This is a genomic window from Comamonas sp. 14P8.1.4 (genome assembly GCF_057799285.1).
The window spans coordinates 1-19,769 of sequence record NZ_JBYOKN010000004.1; the positions used below are offsets into that span (position 1 = coordinate 1).

Annotated in this window: 22 protein-coding genes; 13 read left to right on the forward strand and 9 right to left on the reverse strand. The window is 62.9% G+C overall.

The features are described from left to right. Positions 1 to 129 precede the first annotated feature (129 nt). The 7 genes from AC27VO_RS09250 to AC27VO_RS09280 all read left to right on the forward strand — a co-directional run bounded on the left by AC27VO_RS09250 (position 130) and on the right by AC27VO_RS09280 (position 4,051). On the forward strand, positions 130 to 531 hold the full coding sequence (locus tag AC27VO_RS09250; RefSeq protein ID WP_488666430.1) for a hypothetical protein: 402 nt from the start codon (positions 130 to 132) through the stop codon (positions 529 to 531). 57 nt (positions 532 to 588) lie between these two features. Then, positions 589 to 918: a GNAT family N-acetyltransferase gene (locus AC27VO_RS09255; protein WP_488666431.1), complete on the forward strand. Its 330-nt coding sequence runs from the start codon at positions 589 to 591 to the stop codon at positions 916 to 918. A gap of 193 nt (positions 919 to 1,111) precedes the next feature. Beyond that, the gene (locus AC27VO_RS09260) at positions 1,112 to 1,504 is read left to right on the forward strand and encodes a hypothetical protein (protein ID WP_488666432.1); all 393 of its coding nucleotides are present in this window, start codon (positions 1,112 to 1,114) and stop codon (positions 1,502 to 1,504) included. A gap of 246 nt (positions 1,505 to 1,750) precedes the next feature. Further along, positions 1,751 to 2,371, forward strand: coding sequence for a DUF2238 domain-containing protein (locus AC27VO_RS09265; protein ID WP_488666433.1), 621 nt, complete (start codon positions 1,751 to 1,753; stop codon positions 2,369 to 2,371). Between the two features lie 30 nt (positions 2,372 to 2,401). Next, a complete protein-coding gene (locus AC27VO_RS09270; protein ID WP_488666434.1) occupies positions 2,402 to 3,004 on the forward strand; it encodes a DUF938 domain-containing protein in 603 nt (200 codons plus the stop codon). A gap of 132 nt (positions 3,005 to 3,136) precedes the next feature. Continuing rightward, positions 3,137 to 3,556, forward strand: coding sequence for a hypothetical protein (locus AC27VO_RS09275; RefSeq protein ID WP_488666435.1), 420 nt, complete (start codon positions 3,137 to 3,139; stop codon positions 3,554 to 3,556). 42 nt (positions 3,557 to 3,598) lie between these two features. Continuing rightward, entirely contained in the window at positions 3,599 to 4,051 is a 453-nt protein-coding gene (locus AC27VO_RS09280; protein ID WP_488666436.1) for a GNAT family N-acetyltransferase, read from the forward strand. Between the two features lie 6 nt (positions 4,052 to 4,057). Here AC27VO_RS09280 and AC27VO_RS09285 read toward each other — a convergent pair whose 3' ends face one another. Further along, positions 4,058 to 4,207 carry a hypothetical protein gene (locus AC27VO_RS09285; protein ID WP_488666437.1) on the reverse strand — a complete coding sequence of 50 codons (150 nt, stop codon included), beginning with the start codon at positions 4,205 to 4,207 and terminating at the stop codon, positions 4,058 to 4,060. Between the two features lie 430 nt (positions 4,208 to 4,637). Between AC27VO_RS09285 and AC27VO_RS09290 the strand changes: the two genes are divergently transcribed. Together AC27VO_RS09290 and AC27VO_RS09295 are read left to right on the forward strand one after the other, a co-directional pair. Further along, positions 4,638 to 5,279, forward strand: a complete 642-nt coding sequence (locus AC27VO_RS09290) for a hypothetical protein (protein WP_488666438.1) — start codon at positions 4,638 to 4,640, stop codon at positions 5,277 to 5,279. 141 nt (positions 5,280 to 5,420) lie between these two features. Beyond that, positions 5,421 to 6,515: a TerB family tellurite resistance protein gene (locus tag AC27VO_RS09295; RefSeq protein ID WP_488666439.1), complete on the forward strand. Its 1,095-nt coding sequence runs from the start codon at positions 5,421 to 5,423 to the stop codon at positions 6,513 to 6,515. A gap of 124 nt (positions 6,516 to 6,639) precedes the next feature. Here AC27VO_RS09295 and AC27VO_RS09300 read toward each other — a convergent pair whose 3' ends face one another. Then, a complete protein-coding gene (locus tag AC27VO_RS09300; RefSeq protein ID WP_488666440.1) occupies positions 6,640 to 8,370 on the reverse strand; it encodes a methyl-accepting chemotaxis protein in 1,731 nt (576 codons plus the stop codon). Positions 8,371 to 8,635: 265 nt separating this feature from the next. Here AC27VO_RS09300 and AC27VO_RS09305 point away from each other — a divergent pair, with 265 nt between their 5' ends. Beyond that, a complete protein-coding gene (locus tag AC27VO_RS09305) occupies positions 8,636 to 9,319 on the forward strand; it encodes a c-type cytochrome (protein WP_488666441.1) in 684 nt (227 codons plus the stop codon). Between the two features lie 148 nt (positions 9,320 to 9,467). Further along, positions 9,468 to 10,373, forward strand: a complete 906-nt coding sequence (gene murI / locus AC27VO_RS09310) for a glutamate racemase (RefSeq protein ID WP_488666442.1) — start codon at positions 9,468 to 9,470, stop codon at positions 10,371 to 10,373. 157 nt (positions 10,374 to 10,530) lie between these two features. On the opposite strand, the gene AC27VO_RS09315 is transcribed toward murI, so the two are convergent. Next, positions 10,531 to 11,283 (reverse strand): DNA/RNA non-specific endonuclease, encoded by a 753-nt coding sequence (locus tag AC27VO_RS09315; RefSeq protein WP_488666612.1) that lies wholly within the window; start codon positions 11,281 to 11,283, stop codon positions 10,531 to 10,533. Between the two features lie 244 nt (positions 11,284 to 11,527). Continuing rightward, on the reverse strand, positions 11,528 to 11,962 hold the full coding sequence (locus AC27VO_RS09320) for an RNA-binding S4 domain-containing protein (protein ID WP_488666613.1): 435 nt from the start codon (positions 11,960 to 11,962) through the stop codon (positions 11,528 to 11,530). A 210-nt stretch (positions 11,963 to 12,172) separates the two neighbouring features. Here AC27VO_RS09320 and AC27VO_RS09325 point away from each other — a divergent pair, with 210 nt between their 5' ends. Together AC27VO_RS09325 and AC27VO_RS09330 are read left to right on the forward strand one after the other, a co-directional pair. After that, positions 12,173 to 12,739 (forward strand): tripartite tricarboxylate transporter TctB family protein, encoded by a 567-nt coding sequence (locus AC27VO_RS09325; RefSeq protein ID WP_488666443.1) that lies wholly within the window; start codon positions 12,173 to 12,175, stop codon positions 12,737 to 12,739. After that, positions 12,730 to 14,247: a tripartite tricarboxylate transporter permease gene (locus AC27VO_RS09330; protein ID WP_488666444.1), complete on the forward strand. Its 1,518-nt coding sequence runs from the start codon at positions 12,730 to 12,732 to the stop codon at positions 14,245 to 14,247. The genes AC27VO_RS09325 and AC27VO_RS09330 overlap by 10 nt, the downstream gene beginning before the upstream one ends. Before the next feature lie 71 nt (positions 14,248 to 14,318). On the opposite strand, the gene AC27VO_RS09335 is transcribed toward AC27VO_RS09330, so the two are convergent. From AC27VO_RS09335 to AC27VO_RS09355, 5 genes are all read right to left on the reverse strand, one after another. Further along, a complete protein-coding gene (locus AC27VO_RS09335; RefSeq protein ID WP_488666445.1) occupies positions 14,319 to 15,977 on the reverse strand; it encodes a methyl-accepting chemotaxis protein in 1,659 nt (552 codons plus the stop codon). A 324-nt stretch (positions 15,978 to 16,301) separates the two neighbouring features. Beyond that, the gene (locus AC27VO_RS09340; RefSeq protein ID WP_488666446.1) at positions 16,302 to 16,469 is read right to left on the reverse strand and encodes a hypothetical protein; all 168 of its coding nucleotides are present in this window, start codon (positions 16,467 to 16,469) and stop codon (positions 16,302 to 16,304) included. 15 nt (positions 16,470 to 16,484) lie between these two features. Continuing rightward, complete coding sequence (locus tag AC27VO_RS09345; RefSeq protein ID WP_488666447.1) at positions 16,485 to 17,582, reverse strand: YeeE/YedE thiosulfate transporter family protein; 1,098 nt, start codon at positions 17,580 to 17,582, stop codon at positions 16,485 to 16,487. Positions 17,583 to 17,729: 147 nt separating this feature from the next. Then, complete coding sequence (locus tag AC27VO_RS09350; RefSeq protein WP_488666448.1) at positions 17,730 to 18,674, reverse strand: sulfurtransferase; 945 nt, start codon at positions 18,672 to 18,674, stop codon at positions 17,730 to 17,732. A gap of 188 nt (positions 18,675 to 18,862) precedes the next feature. After that, entirely contained in the window at positions 18,863 to 19,726 is an 864-nt protein-coding gene (locus tag AC27VO_RS09355) for a PoNe immunity protein domain-containing protein (RefSeq protein ID WP_488666449.1), read from the reverse strand. Positions 19,727 to 19,769 lie beyond the last annotated feature (43 nt).

A 19,769-nucleotide genomic window follows, 5' to 3' on the forward strand; every position in this document is an offset into this window, starting at 1 on the left:
CCCTCCGCGTGTCCTACCGTTCATAGAGATACTCGCTGCACTGGCGGCTTCCACGCGGCAGGCGCCGAATCCTTCCTTCAAGCGGGTGCCTGACGGCCCTGCTAAAGTCAAACGCTAGGAACTCGACTCATGTACGAAGCCGCCAATACAACGATTCGCCGTGGCCTGAGCAAAGGGGCTAGGCTGCTGCTCGGCTCTGTAGCAGGCCTTTTTTCTCTATTGATACTGCTTATGGCGCGTACTTCGTCATCTCCGGCGGGCTTTGTAGCCTTCGGCATCTTCTGCCTCGCCATTGCCATCGCATGTGCAACGTCGGGCCGCGTTCGCCAATTCTTCGGCAGTGTCGTCGGCAGCGCGATGTTCGTCTTGGCCGTTTGTTATCTGTGGTCGCAAGTAGTCGGTGGGCCGGTCACCTCTGGCAGCCGCGCTGAGCCGTCGCTCTTGAACGCAGGTCTATTCATTGTGTTTATCGGTTTGCCGGGTGGCGCCTATGCCATTTCAGCCAAGTTCGGTTTCCGTCGCCATCCCTAAGCCCTCCGTCAAGGAGACCTGCTTGCGGCATGCTCCTTACGTCGAACGTTAGGCCTCATGCCGAATTCCAATCCAACCCTAGGTAACAGTCAGGACGTTATGGAACATTTGATCGAACACGAAGACGAAGCATCAAAGGGCGCATTCTTTGTGCGGAAGGACGGGCAGCGCGTGGCGGAGATGACATACAGCCGCACCAATGCATCGCTGATCATCATTGACCATACAGCGGTTGATGCGTCTCTCAGTGGTCAGGGCGTTGGTCGCAAGTTGCTCGGGGCGCTTGTCGACTGGGCCCGGCGCGCGGGGATCAAGGTCGTACCTTTGTGTCCGTTCGCCAAGGCGCAGTTTGAAAAGGACAGTTCGATCCGAGATGTGCTTGTCTAAGGGAGTGCTCTGCCTGGCAGGTACGCGGCCTAAGCTAGCGCTCAAGCCGACTCGCGCCGGCAGGCCGCCGCTCGCGGTTCGGCTTCAACGCTAGGCGCTCACTTTTTCATACGGCATGCGGCAACTTCCAAAACTACTCTTCATCCTTCTACTGCCCCTCTTCACAGCGGGCTGTACAGATGAGGTCGAGCAGATGAAGCTGACTGCCGAAGCGCGGGAGAGGGTGCTTGCGCTTCAGAACCCGTTTGGCAGCGATCTTGTCCGGATTGGTGTGCCGGGTGGAGGAGAGGTCGTTCTGATCGGTTTGAAGCATTGCAAGGTCTATCGGGCGGAGCCCGAGCAAGGGGTGGTCACTGCGTGGACGCATGTGACTGAAATTGATGGTGCTTACCCGCTCCCATCTGCGTGCAGTCGCGAGCGTGTGCAGTACGACGGCGAGTACGTCACGGTCGAGTTCTGCAAAACACCGATGGGTGCGGGCGGCGGGTGCGCGGGGGGCATCAGCCCGCATCGCAGCAAAAACGGGCGAGACTGGGAGATTGCCATCGGCCAAGGTCAATGGAAGCCCATCGCCAAGGCGCCGTAGCGTCGTCGGTGCGTCACGCTGCCATCAAGGGTGTCCAGCGGGCTGTGCTGCTTCGTTCCTCCTTATGCCAAACATTGGATTGAACTAGCGCTGGCGCTGATTCAGCGAGCGCTGGGTGCTTTTATTTACATAGCTGCTGCGCTGTGCCATCGTTCCATCTGCTTGCACCTGCAGCGCCCCGCTGGCTGCACCCGTCGCGCCTGCGTGTACGCTTGGCAGGTTTGAAACTTTGAAAAATGACGGCCTATGGTACACACCCGCACCCCTTGGTTGATCGCCGCGGCGATCGTGACTTTGCTGCTTTTGGCGGCGTCTGGCATGGCCCCGTACGACCGGGCCACCTGGCTGATGGAGGTGTTGCCGGTGCTGATTGCGTTGCCGGTGCTGTGGGCCACGTATAAAAACTTTCCGCTGACCACGCTGCTGTATGTGTGCATCTTTGTGCACGCGGTGATTTTGATTGGCGGCGGGGCCTACACCTATGCGCGCGTGCCGCTGGGTTTTGTCATGCAAGAGTGGTGGGGCTTGGACCGCAACCTCTACGACAAGATTGGTCACTTTGCGCAGGGCTTTGTACCGGCCATGGTGGCGCGCGAGATTTTGCTGCGCGGGGCCTATGTGCGGGGGCGGCGCATGCTGGCGTTTGTGGTGGTGTGCGTGGTGCTGGCCATCAGCGCGACGTATGAGTTGATCGAGTGGGGCGCAGCAGTGGCGCTGGGCCAGGGCGCCGATGAGTTTTTGGGCACCCAGGGTGACCCTTGGGATACGCAGTCCGATATGTTGTTTGCGCTGATGGGGGCGGTGGCCGCGTTGCTGTGCCTCTCGCGTTGGCACGACAGGCAATTGGCAAAAATCAGTGCCGCATAAGCGCTGCGCCGCACTGGCATCATGTGCGGCATGACTCGTCCATTTGCGCAGTCTTGCGAAAACAACCAAGCCCCCATTTTTGACGTGCTGCAGCACGCGTTTGCCGATCGCCAGCACGTTTTGGAAATCGGCTCTGGCACGGGCCAGCACAGCGTGTACTTGGCACCGCGCTTGCCGCATCTGATCTGGCAAACCAGCGAGTTGCCAGCGTTGCATGCGGGCATTGCCGCCTGGCATGCGCACCTGCCCGCCGCCAATCTGCGTCTGCCTGTGGCCATGGATTTGCGCGACAGCGACTGGCCCCAGAGCGAGGAGGGCGTATTCGATGCGGCGTTCACCAGCAACACCTTGCACATCGTGGCATGGCCGCTGGTGCAGCGCTTGCTGGCTTTGCTGGGTGCGAACCTGCCCGTGGGCGGGCTGTTTGCGGTGTATGGGCCGTTCAACGAGGGCGGCACCTTCACCAGCGAGAGCAACCGCGCTTTTGACGCCTGGCTCAAGGCACGCGATGCGGCCAGTGGCATTCGCGATCTGGAAGCCGTGGTGGCGCTGGCGGCGCAGCATGGCCTGTGGCTGGAGGCTGACCACGCCATGCCCGCCAACAACCGCTGCCTGGTGTTTCGCAAAAAATAAAGCAAAAAAGGCCTCTAGCCCTTATCTGGCAAGTGCTGAAAGCTATGGAAGACGTAGCTGCATCTTGCCTTGGCAAGGCGTGCAGCTTGCGGCAAGCTAGCCGCCATTCACAGACACGCGAGGGAGGTTGCCATGGGAGACATTGTTGTAGACCACCGCTACAGCGGCGCCAGCAGTTGGTGGCAGGGACGCCAGCCGCTGTGGAAAACGTTCTGGCTGCTGTACGTGGGCATGCATGTGCTGCTGGTGGTGGTGCTGGCGCAAACGCTGGTCTGGTTGATGGGGCAGTTGCCCAGTGCCTGGATGCAAAGCGAGAACGCCTGGCCCACGTTGATGGGGGCTGCCGGGGTGGTGGTGCTGCTCTTGCTGGTGTTCTTTGGGGTGTGTGCTACGGCCGTGTGGCGCAGCAGTGCCCACCATGCCCAGCCGGTGTGGCGCTGGGCGGCCCGGGCCGTGTTGCTGCTGCACGCGCTGTGGTGGCTGGTGCAGTTGGGCACGATGGTGGTGCTGTACCTGTATGGCTGGGAGGCCGCGCTGGCGCCTTGGCTCTAGCTGTGCGGTGTGAATGATGAAGCTGGCAAGCAAGGTGCAGACATGGCAGTGACTTACATCTGGTCTCGGTTAGAGACGCTGACTGCACCGCAGTTGCATGCAATTTTGCAGGCGCGCGCTGCGGTGTTTGTGGTGGAGCAGGCGTGTGTCTACCAAGATGTTGATGGGCTGGATGCCCATGCCTGGCACCTGCAGCTGCTGCACGATGGGCAGCTGGCCGCGTATGCGCGCGTGGTGGATGCGGGTTGGAAGTACCCGCAGCCTTCCATTGGCCGGGTGCTGACCGTGGCCGCTTACCGGGGCCAGGGGTTGGGCCGCCTGCTGATGCAGGAGGCGATGCGTGGCACGCAGGCGCACTACCCGCACGCAGGCATTGAGATCAGTGCGCAGGCTTATTTGCAGGACTTTTACGGCGCTCTGGGTTTTGTCGCGGTGGGCGATGTGTACGACGAGGACGGCATTGCGCATATCGGCATGCGTAAACCGCCTGCGTGAGGTTTTTTAAATTAAAAAGGCTGTAGCGCTGATGAATAAAGCGCTGTTAGCTACGTCTTTTGACGTTGGATTGCAGCGGCGCAGATCACCGCATGCCGCCACAGCACCCAGCAGGGGTAAGAAGTCGTGGACTTCAGGGCTGCTTGCCAGCGTCATATCGCCATTGGTAGCAACGGCCTTGTGTCGTGGCGCCAGTGCATGTGCTGCAAACTTTGCGGATAGGCACCCGCAGGCGTTGGGCGCACTTGAGCACGCTTGTTTGGAGCACCATGCGCACAACGCTGGATATATCGTTGCTTGTCCAAGCCTAAAGACCGTACTGTCGGCGGCTGCGCCCTTGGGCGCAATCGCAAACCTGCAGTTTGCAGCGTGGCGTGTGTGCAGTTTTGGGCAGTGCGCACGCAGCGTCTGCCAAATCGCGTGCGTGGCACCTGTCACCGCTATCCGGCGAGTTGATGCATGCCGCCAAAGGTTGGGCTGTGGCCCTAGCTATGTGCTATGCCGGGCAACGCAAGGGCAGTCTGAGAAGGGTGCTGATGGCGTAGGCGCTAAGCTGTGCAGTCGTTGGATTTATAGAAACAAAAAAATGGCAGTCAAACAAGGGCAGGGCTGGCAGCGCTGGTTCTGGCGGGCAGACACGTCCCGCCGCAAAAAATGGCTGATCAGCGTGTTTTTGCTGGTCATGGTGATGGCCATGGTGCCCTTGCTGGGTGTGCGCAGCTTTGTGCCGGCACCGCAGGTGCAGCGCATCGGCCTGTACATCACCGTGGTGTTGATGCTGGTAGGGGCTGTTTGGCTGCGCTGGCTGTACCGCAACGGCGACTGGAAGCCGGAAGGCCCGTGGGAAGACTATGGCCCCGTCAAACGGGTGCTGATGTTGCCCCTGATGGTGGGTTTGCTGGGCTTTGTGCTGTGGGTGGATGTGGCCATGACGCTGCCCTGGGCCTTTAACCAACTGGTGGGCCAGCCGGCCGAGCAGCGGGCCACGGTGCAAACCTACCGCAGCACCGGACGCTACAGCTGCCGCTACCAGTTCCGGGTGCAGGAGCTCAAGCACATGCTGTTCGAGTTCTGCATTGACGAGGACGATTACGCGCACCTGCCTCGTGTGCCCATGGATGCGCTGCTGGAGTTGCAACGCAGCGTCTGGGGTCTGCGCGTGACGGGCGTGCGCCTGGCGCTGCCCGAGGGGTGGGCGGAGCCCGCCATGGACGCCACGGTCGAATAGCTCTGCCAATCTGTATAGCTCCAAACGCAATGCAGAAATGGCTTGCGCGCTATTTATTTTGTCAGTGAACGTCATGTGCGGAACCTGTGCGGGCTGCGGCGCTCCAACGGCGCTGTATCTACCAGTTTGGGGACCTGTTCCATGACACACGATGAAATCCGCGCCACCTTGACCTTGTGCTTGTTGGCTTCGTTTGCCGATGGTGAAAAACACGAGCGCGAGCGTGAACAAATTCGCCAGGTGGCCGAAGGCCTGGCCGGCGAGCAGGCCATCAACCTGCCCGGTCTGTACCAGGATGTGCTGCTGCGCCGCGTGAACCTGGAGTCTGCGGCGGCACGCCTGGGCAGCGCCGAAGCACGGCAACTGGCCTATGAAATGGCCGTGTGCGTATGCGATGCCGATGGCCATACCAGCGCCAAGGAAGACGCCTTTTTGGCGCAGCTGCGTGCCGCCCTGGGCATGGGCGGTGCCACAGCTGCGGCCATGGCAACCGCCACTACACCCGGAGGTATTGCTCCTGCTGCTGTAGCTGTCAGCGCAGGCGTGGCAAGCGCTTACGCCCAGTTTGATGCACAGGCCCATGCTGTGGCCGATGCGCCGCTGCAGACGGCGGCCGTCTCTGAAGCCACCGTGCAACTGCCCGCCAGCCTGAGCGTGCCGCACCCCGCCACGGTAGATGCACTGCCGCAAACGGCGGCCCAGCGCCGCCCCGGTGCACTGTCGGCCGCTGAGATGGACAGCAACATTTTGAAAGCTGCCATCTTGAATGGTGCCATCGAACTGTTGCCTGAAAACCTGTCCACGCTGGCCATCATTCCGCTGCAGATGCGGCTGGTCTACCAGATCGGCAAGAGCTACGGCTATGAGCTGGACAAGGGCCACATCAAAGACCTGCTGGCCGCGCTGGGTGTGGGACTGACCTCGCAGTACCTGGAGGAAGCCGGGCGCAAGCTGCTGGGTGGCCTGCTGGGCAAGGTAGGGGGCGGTTTGCTGGGTGGCTTGGGCAAACAGGCGGTGAGCAGCGGCATGAGCTTTGCCAGCACCTACGCCCTGGGCCATGTGGCCAACCAGTACTACGCCGGTGGCCGCACGCTGAGCACGGACATGCTCAAAGACGCCTACCAGCATGTGATGCAAGACGGTCGCCAGCTGCAGGCGCGCTATATGCCGCAGATGCAGGAAACCGCACGCGGACTGAACACGGCCAAGATTTTGAGCATGGTGCGCGGCGGCTAAGGGCCTGCGGTGGCACTTCCATCAAAAAAGGCTGCATGGTGCATGCCTTTTTTTGTGGGGTGGCACGCAGGGGCAGGTTTCGCCTTAAAAAGGCTTCTTGCCCATATCCAGCCTGCGCTGGCAGCTATGAAATAGTTTTTTCTGCAGGGGCAGGGCGCTGTGAATCGCCCAAGGCCGGGGCCGCACGCGGGCTGCGGGCTGCCTGGTGGTGTGGTGTGCCGGGGGAGTGAATGCTGGCGGGCACCGCAGGCCGTACACGCGCGGTGTGCTGCGCTGGCAGGGGCGGCTGGGGTGTGCTGGCCCAGGCTTGGCTTTCGCTCTCTACCTTGAAGCGCTGTACCAGCGCGCGCAGCTGTTCAGACTGTTCACGCAGGCTGTGGGCAGCGGCGGCGCTTTCTTCCACCAGGGCCGCGTTTTGCTGCGTCATCTGGTCGAGTGAGCCCACGGCTTCATTGACCTGGGCCACACCGTCGCGCTGCTCGGCAGCGTTGGTGTTGATGGTGTGCATGACTTCGGTCACGCGGTGGATGGACTGCACCACCTCGGTCATGGTGCTTCCAGCGGTCTGCACCAGACGTGCGCCGTCGCCAATGCGGTCAACCGAAGCTTGGATCAGTTCCTTGATCTCTTTGGCGGCCTGCGCGCTGCGCTGGGCCAGGGTGCGCACCTCGGCGGCCACGACAGCAAAACCACGGCCTTGCTCACCGGCACGCGCCGCTTCCACGGCGGCGTTCAGCGCCAGAATGTTGGTCTGGAAAGCGATGCCGTCGATCACGCCAATGATGTCGGCAATCTTCTGGCTGCGGCCGTGGATGTCGGTCATGGCTTCGACCACATCGTTGACCACGGCGCCGCCGCGCTGGGCCACGCCGGAAGCTTGCTGCGCCAGACCTGCGGCCTGCTGGGCGCTGCTGGCGGTCTCCTGCAGGGTCTGGGTCAGCTGCATCATGGCGGCGGCGGCCTGCTGCAGATGGCTGGAGGTGATTTCGGTGCGCTGCGACAGGTCTTGGTTGCCGGAGGCAATTTCGCTGCTGGCCAGCGTGATGGCGTCGCCGCTTTGACGCACATCACCAATCATGCTGGACAGCGACTGGCTCATGCGCTGCAGCGATTGCAGCAGCTGGCCAAATTCATCGTGGCGGTCGGTCTGGAAGTGGGTGCGCAGATCGCCCGCAGCAATCTGTTCGGCGATGTGGTTGGCCTCTTGCATGGAGCGGCGGATATTGCCAATCAGCAAATAGGCCCCAACTGCTACGCCAAGCAGCAAAAACACCATGTTGATGGCCGCCGCGCGCACCACGCCCTGGCGCGCTGCGCCCATGTCGGCACGCATCTGGGTGAGGTGTTGGGATTGCTGCTGCACATACTGGGTCAGGGCGCTGGTGTAGGCATCGGCCGCGCGGCGAAAGCTGTTGCGGGCGGCTTCAGGGCTGGTGCCGGGGGCGCTGCCCGCCTTGCTTTGCTGGGCCAGCTCAGCCTGGGTCAGCATGGTCTGGCGCAGCTGTGTCAGCTGCTGGAGTTCTTTTTGATCCTGCGCACTGGTGCTGCTGGCTTGCAGCGCCTGCTGCAGCGTGCCGATGGCCTGCTGGGTGCCCTGGATCTGGGCGGCAAACTCGGCCGCATCCTGCGGGTCGCTGCTGGTGAGCGTTGCCTGTGTGCGCACGATGTTGACCAGAGACAGCGCATTCCACTGCGAGGCCTGGTCCAGCCGCTGCGACAGCAGGCTGTCTTGCTGGTTGGACTTTTTCTGGTGGGCCGCCGAGTTGTAGCCCGCATGGCCCACGATGGCGACGGCACCCAGCACGATGCAGGCGACACCGAGCCATAGCTTTTTAGTCACGCTGATTTGCTTCATGGCGGTCTCTGAAGGTGAGGGAAAGCTGCGGAACAGTCGTAAAAGCACGACCGTGCGAAACCGTAGTTGAAACCAAATGTGTATGGCTTCGTATTGGGGCATACGCGCATTGTTGGGGGTGGTGCAGGTAGCCTGAGAACGCAGTTTGGGCGTTTTGGCAAGTGACTAGATCAAGCTTTGGCGTACCCGTTCGCCGGGTCTGGCAATGCCGGGGGATGTGCAGATAATGAAACGCTTCTGCCTTGCTGCCTGCCCTGGAACCCCCATGCACCTGCGTCGATTTGCTTCTTTGCACGCCTGTTTCACCACTGCGCTCAGCGCTGCATTGCTGTCGGTGGCTCTGTGGCCAGCTGCCCACGCGCAGTCTGGCAAAGCCATCAGCCAGGCCGAGTTGCAAGCCCGTTTGCATGAAGCGCAGGACAGCCCGGAGCTGGCGCAAAAGCTCTATACGCTGGGCAAAAAAGTGGCGGCAGTGTGTGTCAATTGCCACGGTTCACACAACACCAAGGCGATTTTGGAAGTGCCTTATCTGGATGGGCAGAACCCGGCCTATCTGGTCGAGCAGATTCGCCAGTTCTCGCAAGGCGAACGCAAGAACGCCTTCATGGAGGGCATTCTCAAAGCCATGAACCGCGATGAAATGGTGGGCATGGTGCTGTTCTACGAAAAAGAAAAGTTGCCCGCGCGCGCGCCCAAGGACCAGGCCTTGCACGCCAAGGGCAAGGCCTACTACGAGCGCATCTGCATCAACTGCCACGCCGCAGACGGCCATGGCAACGAGCGTTTGCCACGCATTGCGGGCCAGCATTACGGCTATGTGAACTTGACGCTGCAGCGCTACCGCGACGGCAGCAGCGTGCGCTCGGACGCGAACATGGCGTTTGTGACCAAGGGCATGTCGGACCAGGACATCCAGGCCGTGGCCACCTACCTGGAAACCATGCCCTGAGCGGTACGGGTAGGCGGCGCCTGCCTGCGGCGCTGCGCTGTGCACCGCAGGCCCGGTGTGTGCAGGGATTTGTGGCGGCGGTGCTGTCTCCAGCGGGGCGGGCGGGCGCATACTTGGCGCTTTCCTGCATGACCCCTACTTTTGCTCCATGACTTTGGCCACTTCGCCCATTGGCGTTTTTGACAGCGGTATTGGCGGCCTGAGCGTGCTGCAAGCCCTGCGCCGAGAGCTGCCCCACGAACACTTTGTCTATCTGGCCGACAGCGGCCATGCACCGTACGGTGAGCGCGGCGATGCGTTTGTGACGGCGCGCACGCACGCGATCGCACAGCACCTGCGTGCGCAGCACGGGATCAAGGCGCTGGTGATTGCCTGCAACACCGCGACAGCGGCGGCGGTGGAGTCGCTGCGAGCGGCCATGCCGGAGCTGCCGTTGATCGGGGTGGAGCCGGCCATCAAGCCGGCAGCGGCCTCCAGCCAGACCCACCATGTGGGCGTGATTGCCACGCGCGGCACGGTGGAGAGCCGGCGTTTCAAGAAACTGCTGGATGAGCACAGCCAGGGCGTGCAGTTCCATGTGCAGGCCTGTGATGGGCTGGCGCGCGCGATCGAGCGCAGCACGTTGCAGCCCAGTGCTGCGGCGGGTGAGTCATCAGAAATTGAAGCGCTCAGCGCACGCTACATCAGCGCTTTGGGCGCTTTTGGCTTGAAAACGGGCGAAATGGATACGCTGGTGCTGGGCTGCACGCACTACATCTTCATCAAGGATGAGTTGCGCGCTTTGTTGGGGCCTGAGGTGCAGCTCATCGACACCGGCGCCCCCGTCGCCCGCCAGACACGGCGTTTGCTGGAGCGCGCGCAGACGTTGCGCCCTGAACCCGTGGTGGCGCAGCCTGTGGGCACGCCGCCGCTGGAGGCAGGGGCCACGCAGATACGGTTGCTGACCACGGGCGCACTGCCCGCGCTGCAGGCGGCCGCGCAACGCTGGCTGGCACTGCCCGCCGACTGCTGCGATGTGGTGGACATGGCCACCCCAGCACTGGGTACGGTGTAAGTCTTTAAACCATAGCTGCTAGCGCTGATTGCATAAGGGCTAAAGCCTGTTTTTATGGATTTTTTTAAAACGCTGAGCGCACCGCCTGCACCTTGTTTAGTTCCAAAAAAAGCGCTCCGAAGAGCGCTGATGGGGTCGCGGTGAGGCGGCGGTGGGCTTACTGCAGCGGTGCGCCGTGCAGAAAGTCAATGCCTGTGCGCTGCACCAGCTCGGCATAGGTGATGGGCTTGCTCACACGCGCATCGTCGCGGTTGGGCTGCCAGTGGGCCCAGGCGCGGTGGGTGGTGGCGTCGTAGACCAGCTTGTACAGATAGGTAGGAATGGCCACCTGGTTGGCGCCCACGGTGTCCACGCGGCCTTCATACACGGGGCCGGTGATGATGAACACATCGCCCTTGGCGCGGCTGGCGTAGCGGCGGGTGTCTTGCTCAATCTGCGCCCAGGGGCCGCCGTTTTGCTTGATGGACTGGGGCACCATATTGGCCAGCGAGAAGCTTTGTGCCATAGCCTGGGCGTTGGGCATGTCACCTGCCGGGGCCATGTGCCCGCGCGAGTAGCCCGAGCCCTTGTAGTCGCTCAGCTCGGCCCGTTCGGCACGCGGCAGGCGGGCATCGGCGTAGAACTTGTTGGTGCGCTTTTCGTCGGCATCGGCCACCAGCGCCTTGTTCAGGCGCTGGGCCACAAACACGGGGGTGCGGGTGTTGCCGTTGTGCAAGATGGCAAAGGCCTCAAAGCACAGCGCACGCAGCGGTGCCTGCAAGTTGACAGCCGGTGGCTGGCCATCGGCAAAGAACTGGCGGCAGTCCTGAAACTGCGTGGGGTTGGCGGCGACGGCGGTGGCCGCAGGCGCCGCTGCTTGGGGCGCTGCATTGGCGGCCTGGGGGCTGGCATTGCCAAGGCAGGCGCTCAGTACGGCAGCGCCCAGGGTGGACGCGAGGACAGCGCGTGCACTGCGCGCTGAGAACTTCGAAAAAATCACGGAAATCCCTTGCAGCCTTTACGGCTGGTGTTCACAAATCAATAGCAAGGGATTGGAACAGCTTTTGCGCAAAAGTTCCGACAAACGGTGATTTTCGTGGGTGCACCGAGCCCGGCATTGGCTTGGTGTTGGCCCGACGTTGGCCGGGCATGGGGGGGCAACGGGGCGCGGGGGGTTATTGCCCGTCCCAGCTGGCGCTCCAGCGGTCATCCCACTGGTGGCGTGTTCGCTCCAGGTCGCGGCGGTCGCGTTTGGTGGGGCGGCCATCGTGCTGCTGGGCAATGGCGCTGGCCGGCTCTGGGGCCAGGCGGCGCTGCTCGGCCAGGCGTGCACGCTCGGCCATGCTGTCGGCGGTTTCCTGGTAGAGCTGCTGGGCCACCGGGGCCGGGCCGCGCATGGCGCTCAGGCCTTGTACCGTGACGGTTTTGGGGGTGTCGCCCTGGCGCAGGGCAATGCGGTCACCCACACGGATTTCGCGCGAGGCCTTGGCTGCGGCGCCGTTGACGCTCACCCGGTTCTTGCTGATTTGCTCCACGGCCAGGCTGCGGGTTTTGTAGAAACGGGCCGCCCACAGCCATTTATCCAGTCGCATGGAAGAAATTTCACTCATGCGCACATTGTCCCGGATGTGGCCGGCCATGGGGGCGCTGTCTGCAGGCTGGCGTGGCGCAATGCGGGTTTTTACCAGCGGTGTGCCTGCCGATGAACGGGATGATGCGGCAGCCAAGCAAGCTTGATCCTGCGCAGAACAGCAGGGGCGTGCCGGTGGCAGCCTGTGTGCTGACTGATTTGGCCCGGCCATCGAACAGAGGGGTGTGACATGACAGAACAAGACGCAGCAGCGCCTGCGCAGACATCGGCTGCAGAAAGGGGACATGTGCCCGCTTTGCCTTCTACGGCGTGGCAGACCGGCGTGGGGGGGGCCGTGGCCCTGGCGGCCCTGGTGCTGGCCTGGGGCGTGTGGCAGATCCCCGCGCAGCCTGCCCTGGAAGATGGCGGTGCCCGCCTGGTGCCAGGCCTGTGTGCGGCGGTGCTGCTGCTGTGTGGTCTGTGGCTGGTGTGGGAGGCCCGCCACGGCGGCTGGCGCAATCTGGCCGCACTGACGGGGGCGGCGGGCCTGCAGCTCACCCCCTGGGTCTGGGTGAGTGCTGGGCTGCTGCTTAGTGCACTGCTGATTCGCTACAGCGGTTTCATCATTGCAGCAGCGCTGTGCTACGTGCTGGCGCTGCAGGGGCTACGCCTGGCCGCACAGCCGGATTTGCGCCTCAACGGCCCGCGCCTGGCGCAGGATGGGGCTGTGGGCCTGGTGCTGGCCGTGGTGGTGTATGCGCTGTTCACGCGTGTGCTGGGCATTGGCTTGCCTGCGGGGTGGTTGCCATGGATGTGATGCATGCACTGTGGCAGGGGCTGGTGGTGGCCTGCACGCCTGCGCACCTGGCCTGGGCGCTGGCCGGTTGTGTGCTGGGCACGGCGCTGGGCGTGCTGCCCGGGTTTGGCCCTTCCGTGGCCGTGGCGCTGCTGTTGCCCATGACGTTCCATGTGGATATCACTGCGGCGTTCATCTTCTTCATCGCCATTGCCTGCGGCGGCATGTATGGCGGCTCGACCACGTCCATCCTGCTCAATACCCCGGGCGAGAGTGCCAGCATGGTGACCGCCATGGAGGGCCACCGCATGGCGCTCAATGGGCATGCAGGTGTGGCATTGGCCACGGCGGCGGTGGGCTCCTTCATTGCGGGCACGCTCGCGGCGGTGCTGGTGGTGGCGCTGGCGCCGTGGGTGGCCGGCGTGGCCAGCCAGCTCGGGCCGGCAGAAATTTTCATGCTGATGGTACTGGCCCTGGGGGCGGTGAGTGCCGCGATTGGCAAAAGCACGCTGCGAGGCATTACCGCGCTGTTTGTGGGACTGGCGCTGGCGTGTGTGGGCACGGAGTCCGTGAGTGGTGTCGAGCGCCTGACGGGCGGGCAGCCCTTGCTGCGCGACGGGGTGGACATGGTGCTGGTGGCCGTGGGCCTGTTTGTGGTGGCCCAGGTGCTGCACGCGGCCATGTATGAAGGCCATGTGCGCAGCACCTTGAACACGGTGGGGCGCGTGCGGCTGTCGCCGGAGGACTGGAAGCGATCGTGGCGGCCCTGGCTGCGCGGCACGGCGATTGGCATGCCGTTTGGCTGCGTGCCAGTGGGCGGTATTGATATGCCCACGTATGTGAGCTATGCCTCCGAGCGCTACATGGTGCGCGAGCAATACCGTACGGAGTTCGGGCGCGAAGGCGCCATTGAGGGCGTGGCGGGCCCCGAGGCGGCCAACAACGCCACGGTGACGGCCGCACTCATTCCGCTGCTGACCATGGGCATTCCCACCAGCAACACCACCGCCGTGATGCTGGGGGCTTTCCAAAATTACGGGGTGATGCCCGGCCCCCAGTGGTTCACCAGTGGCCACACCCTGGTCTGGGTGCTGCTGGCCTCTTTGTTTATTGGCAACGCCATGCTGTGGGTGCTGAACATGCCGCTGGTGCGCATGTGGACGGTGCTGCTGCGCATTCCACGGCCACAGCTGTATGCCGGCATGCTGGTGCTGGCGGGGGCGGGCGTGTATGGAATGCGCCAGAGCGTGGGGGATTTGCTGCTGCTGTATGGCCTGGGGTTGCTGGGCGTAGCGATGCGGCGCTTTGACTTTCCGTTGACCCCTTTGGTGATCGGCCTGGCACTGGGGCCTTTGGCAGAGGTCCAGCTGCGCCAAGCGGTGGCCGTGGGGCATGGCAGCTGGGCGATTTTTGTGCAGCAACCGCTGGCGCTGACTCTGCTGCTGCTGGCGGTGGCGCTAGTGGTGCTGCCGCGTGTGCTGCAGCGCTGGGCCCAGCGCCGCATGGCACAAACGCGCGAGTTGGATTGATGGCAATCACCCCATAACCCCATAAAAAAGGCCTTGGCAAACGCCAAGGCCTTTTGGGTGTGCGGTGACGCTCAGCTGAGCATCATGGGTTCTTTGGCGCCGGGCACGGCAGCCGCGACCGACTGGGGCGCAGCAGCAGCAGGTGCCAGCTTGGGCGCCAGGGTGGCAAAGCGTGCCGAGCTGCCTGTGCCGGTTTTGAAGGTGGCAACCAGCTCGTTCAGCTCTGCGGCCTGGTGGCTCAGGCTGTTGGCTGCGGCGGCACTTTCTTCAACCAGTGCAGCGTTTTGCTGGGTCACCTGGTCCAGCTGGGCAATGGCATCGCTGACCTGGCCGGTGCCCTGGCTTTGTTCCTGGCTGGCGTTGCTGATTTCCTGAATCAGGGTGGAGACGCTTTGCACCTGGCGCACCACTTCACCAATGGTCTGGCCGGTGGCATCCACCAGCTGTGTGCCCTCGGTGACCTGGTTCACGCTTTGTTGAATCAGCTGCTTGATCTCCTTGGCGGCTTCGGCACTGCGGCCAGCCAGTGCACGCACTTCACCGGCCACCACGGCAAAGCCACGGCCTTGTTCGCCGGCGCGTGCCGCTTCCACGGCGGCGTTCAGCGCCAGGATGTTGGTCTGGAAGGCGATGCCGTCGATCACGCCAATGATGTCGGCAATCTTGCGCGAGCTCGAGGAGATGGTCTCCATGGTGCGGGTGACTTGCTCCATGGCCTGGCCACCTTGGCTGGCTGTTTGCGCGGCATTGCGCGCCAGGGCCGTGGCTTGCTGGGCGTTGTCGGTGTTGTGGCGCACGGTGGAAGCCAGCTCTTCCATGCTGGCAGCGGTTTGCTGCAGGTTGCTGGCTTGCTCTTCGGTGCGCTGCGACAGGTCGTTGTTGCCCGTCGAGATCTGGGTGGAGCCGGTGGCGATCGACTCGCTGCTTTCGCGAATGCGGTTGACGATGCCGATCAGGTTGTCGTTCATGTTCTTGAGGGCTTGCATCAAGCGGCCCAGCTCGTCGCTGGAGGTCACTTCGATGTGCGAGCTCAAGTCACCTTTGGCCACGGTTTCGGCCACGTGCACGGCACGGTCCAGGCTGGCGGTGATGGTGCGGATGAGCAGTGTGGCGCCAATCAGCGCCAGCATCAGCACCACAGCCACGGCGGCGGCGGCCAGGGTGATGGCCTGGGTCAGCGCTGACTGTGCCTGTTCATAGGCTTGCAGCGCCAGTTGTTCTTGCATGCTGGAGAGTAGCTGCAAATTGGCCGCCAGAGGGCTGACGCTGGGGAACAGGCGGTATTCGATGAAGGAGCCCAGGGAGTCATGGTCTTCCTGGTCAAACAGGCGCAGCAAGTCATTGATGCGGGGCGTGATGGCCTCGATCAAGGTGTTGACGCGGTCGGCCAGCTCTTTTTCTTCGGCCGTCATTGCGGTTGCGTTGTACGCTTTCCAGGTGTGCTCGGCATTGGTCTTGAGGGTGCTCAGCTGCTCTTTGCCAGAGTCCGCCAGGATCTGCTGGTTGTAGACCTTGTTGGTGATCTCGACCAGCTTGATGCCGTAGGTGTCCGAGATCATCTTGAGCTGCTGCATGGGGGCCACGCGGTTGTTGTAGATGTCTGCCAGGCGTTCGTTGCTGGTGTTGAGTTGCTGCACCAGTGCGGCGGTGATGCCCACCGTCAGTACCAGCAGTCCTGCGACGAGCAGCCAGAGCTTGGTGCGGATGCTGATTTTTTTTATTGCTTGCATGTCTAAAACCTGTGTTCTTCAGAGGTGCACATCTGTCTGTGCATGGTGAATGAATGACCAGTGCATAAGGTCTGCCACTTATAGCTATGTCGGAAATTGTGGCAGATTGTTAATGCTGAATGGTTTTTGTTACATACACAAGCACGAATTAGGCCTGCAAAGCGGTATGGAAGAGGGCGAAAGCCTTGATATTGATGACTTTTACGCATGCAATCGGTTTGGTGTGCCGCATAGCGATGCCTGCACTCTTGGCCTGCGATGTGGTGGCGGGCAGGCGCAAAAAAGGCCGCAAAAGCGGCCTTGGGAGTGCGGGTGCGGGGGGGCTCAATCCGGCATGGAGCAGTGGCCGCCCTGCACGGCCACGCCCGAGCCTGCGGCGATGAGCGGTGCTTCATAGCGCAGATCGACGGGCTTGGAGTGGTGGAAATCCCAGGCCACAAAGGCCACCAAGATCACCCAGAACGCGGTGCGCAGCACATTGGCTTTTTGCATGGTGTGCTCTCTTTCTTAAAAACCGAAATGGCGACGAATGCGCAGGCCAAAGATGGTGCCCGCAAACGCCAGCGGCACCCAGATCCAGCCGTGGATGGAGCCGGTCGAGATACCGGAGAACATGGCACCCACATTGCAACCAAAGGCCAGGCGCGAGCTGTAGCCCAGCACCAGACCTGCCACCAACGCAACCACCCACTGCTGGGCCGTCAGCGGCTTGGCGTTGGCGGGTTTGTGCGCGCTAACCCACAGGGCGCCCGCCAAAATGCCGATGTTGGTGATGGACGTCACGTCCAGCAGCACCGTCTCGCTCAGGCGCGCGGCGTTGCCCGGTTGGCTCCAGAACCAGTTGGCGGACAGATCCACAGCACCACTGGCGCTGGCAATCTTGGCGGCCCACAGGCCAAAGCCGTAGACCACGCCCCAGGGCTGGCCTGCGATCAGCAAGTTTACCGTGGCCAGCAGGGCCAGCAGCACGGCGCCGATCATCCATTTGCGCACAAACAGGGGCTTGGGGGCCAGGCCCGCTTTCAGGTTGGCGCGCTTGCAGTAAAAGCTCACGCCGGCGGCGACCACAGCCAGGGCTGCCAAGGTGGCGGCCAGGGCCACATCCCAGCCCCATGCGCTGACCAAGCCCACAGGGGCGGTGCGGCCCAGGTCCAGCCACCAGTCCAGGTGCACGCTGCCCAGGAAACTGCCAATCGCAAACACGGGCAGGATGGCCGCGTTCATGGGAATGCCCATGCCCGCCTTGTACAGCGTGCCGCTGCCGCAGCCGTCGGCAATCTGCATGCACAGGCCAAACACAAAAGCGCCGACCAGCAGGCTCACGCTGGGTGGCCCCAGGGCCGCGGTCAGCTCGGGAAAGTGGCCCAGCAGCGGCATGGCCAGGCAGGCAGCCAGGGCCAGCAGCAGCAGCTGACCGAAGACGCCCGAGGGGTCTTTGTCTTCCACCAGCATGCGCCAGCCGGTGGTAAAGCCAAAGCGTTTGCCCGCCAGCACGGCGCCCAGGCCGATACCCACGGCAAACAGTGCCGCCTGGCGCACGGAGACGGACCACAGCAGCCAGCCAAAGAACACGGCCATGAGGATGGCCAAAGGTAATCGCTTCATCAGAAGACAGCCTCTCTTATCGGTATGTATTTAAAACAGGAGCAGCTTGCGCTGGTGTTTGCTGCGTTTTCATTCATTTCTTATCTGAAGTGAAGGAATGGCAAGCGCTGGCCGCTCTCTTTTTATGGTTTGGTGTTTGGGCTGCGCTCAGTTGAGCTTGCGTTCCCACCACTGTTTGGTGGAGCGCAGCAACTGCTCACCGCGCCCCGGGGCGTTTTGCAGCTGCGGAAAGTCGGGTTGCTGCGTCCAGTCCACCATGGAGCCGGCATACAGCTTCACGTTGGGAATGCCGGCGACTTCGCTCAGGCCAAACCAGTCGGTCGCAGCCCAGTGGCCGGTGTTGCAAAACGCCACGGCTTCCTGGCCCTGGGGCACTTGAATGCGTGCGGCAATTTCCTTGGCCTTGGCGGTGTCGACAAACAGGCTGCTTTTGGGCTCAAACCATTGGTTGAAGTCCAGCTGCACGGCGCCGGGCAGGGTGCCTGCCAGCTTGGCCGCGGGTGCCTGGGTCTTGCCCTGGTAGAAGGCGTCGGGGCGCGAATCGACCAGCACGGCGTTGCTCAGCGTGATGTGCTGCTGGATGTCCTGGCGGGTGGACAGCCAGCTGGCGTCGAACGTGGGGGCATAGGTGCTGGGGGCGACCTGGATGGCGACGTTCGAGAACGGCAGCTTGGCGCCTTCCCAGGCCTTGAGGCCACCGTTGAGGATGGACAGCTCACGCAGGCCCAGCGATTTGAGCGTCCAGTACACCCGGGCCATGGCGCCGAAGTCGGTGGCATCCTTGCCGTGCGAAACCACCACGGCGTGCGTATCGGCGTTCAGGCCCAGCGACTGCAGCAGCGCCACCAGCTTGGCGTGGTCGGGCAGCTCGCCCGGGTTGCTGGCGGGGCCGCGCCATTGGCCGTAGGGGGCGTTGACAGCACCGGGAATGTGCTGCCCAGCAAATTCTTTGGGGGTGCGAATGTCGATCACCCGCACTTGTGGGTTCTGCAGCAGGGGAGAGAGTTCGGCAGGTGTCAGCAGCGCAGGCGCAGCCAGCGCCCAGCTGCTGCTCAGGGCCAGCGCCAATGCGAGGAGTTGTCGGTGTTTCATAGGGTGCCGCCGTACTTGGACAGATGCAAAAGGCCACGGCTGTGGCGAAGCCGTAATTGTCCTGCCTTGTAGATATACACGCAAAGAATAATTCTTTGCGTGTATATGGCCGGTGGCTATATGGCGTGGGTTGGTGAGCCCGCTGCAATGGCTGTACGCCAGCCGTGGTCTGCGTTGCGCCGCAGCGCTCAGTCGCGCACGCCCAGTGCGTAATCCACCAGGTCGGCCGGGTAGTGTGGGTTGTCGCGCAGCGCGCTGTCATCCAGGTCATACAGCACCACCAGGGCGCCCACTTCCAGGGCCCACCAGCCCCAGGCTTGCGGGCCTGTCAGGCGCGGGTGCTGTTTTTGCTCGCGGGCGGACAACGCAAAAAATTGGCTGTAGTGCTGTGCCAGGTAGGGTTGCAGCGGGTCAGGCAGCACTTCGCCGTACTGGTCCAGAAAGTCATTCAGACCAGCGAACGGGTTGGGGTGCAAGCACTCGTCCGAGGCCTCTTGCAGCCCGGTGGCGGCGGCGCTGAGGTAGTCCAGCAAACGGTCGCTTTGAAAGTGCAGCAGGTGTTCAACCACGGCGGGGATTTCGCCTTGCTCATCGAGCAGCACACCCAGGGCCAGCAGCTGCAGCGCAAACGGGTATTCGGTCGTGTCCGGGCGGATGGCCTGGCGGGTGTGGGCGCTGCCCGCATCGCGGGTCTGTTCGCGGGTCTGTTGCAGCACGTGGGCGTACTCGCGCCAGACGGAGACCACACTCAGGTACAGCGGGCGCAGGGCATGGGCAGGCACCCCGCGATCCAGCGCCAGGCGCAGCACGGTGGAGGCCGTCTCGGCCGCGTTGTCCCACTGCATGCAGGCGTCTTGCAGTTCAAAGCTGTCCATCTCTGCCGTGGGCAGGCCGTAGGCGCCTTCCTCGACAAAGTTGCTCAGCATGGCCAGGTTGTCTTCCCAATCTTCCTGCCAACTGCCCAGGTGCAGTTTGCGCCGGGGCTCCAGCGTGGACAGGGGCAGGCCTTGGCATTGCGCAATCAGCTGGGGAATGTCTGCGTAAGCGAGCATGGCAGTCCATCAAAGGTGAGGGTGTGATGAGCATAGCGCAAGC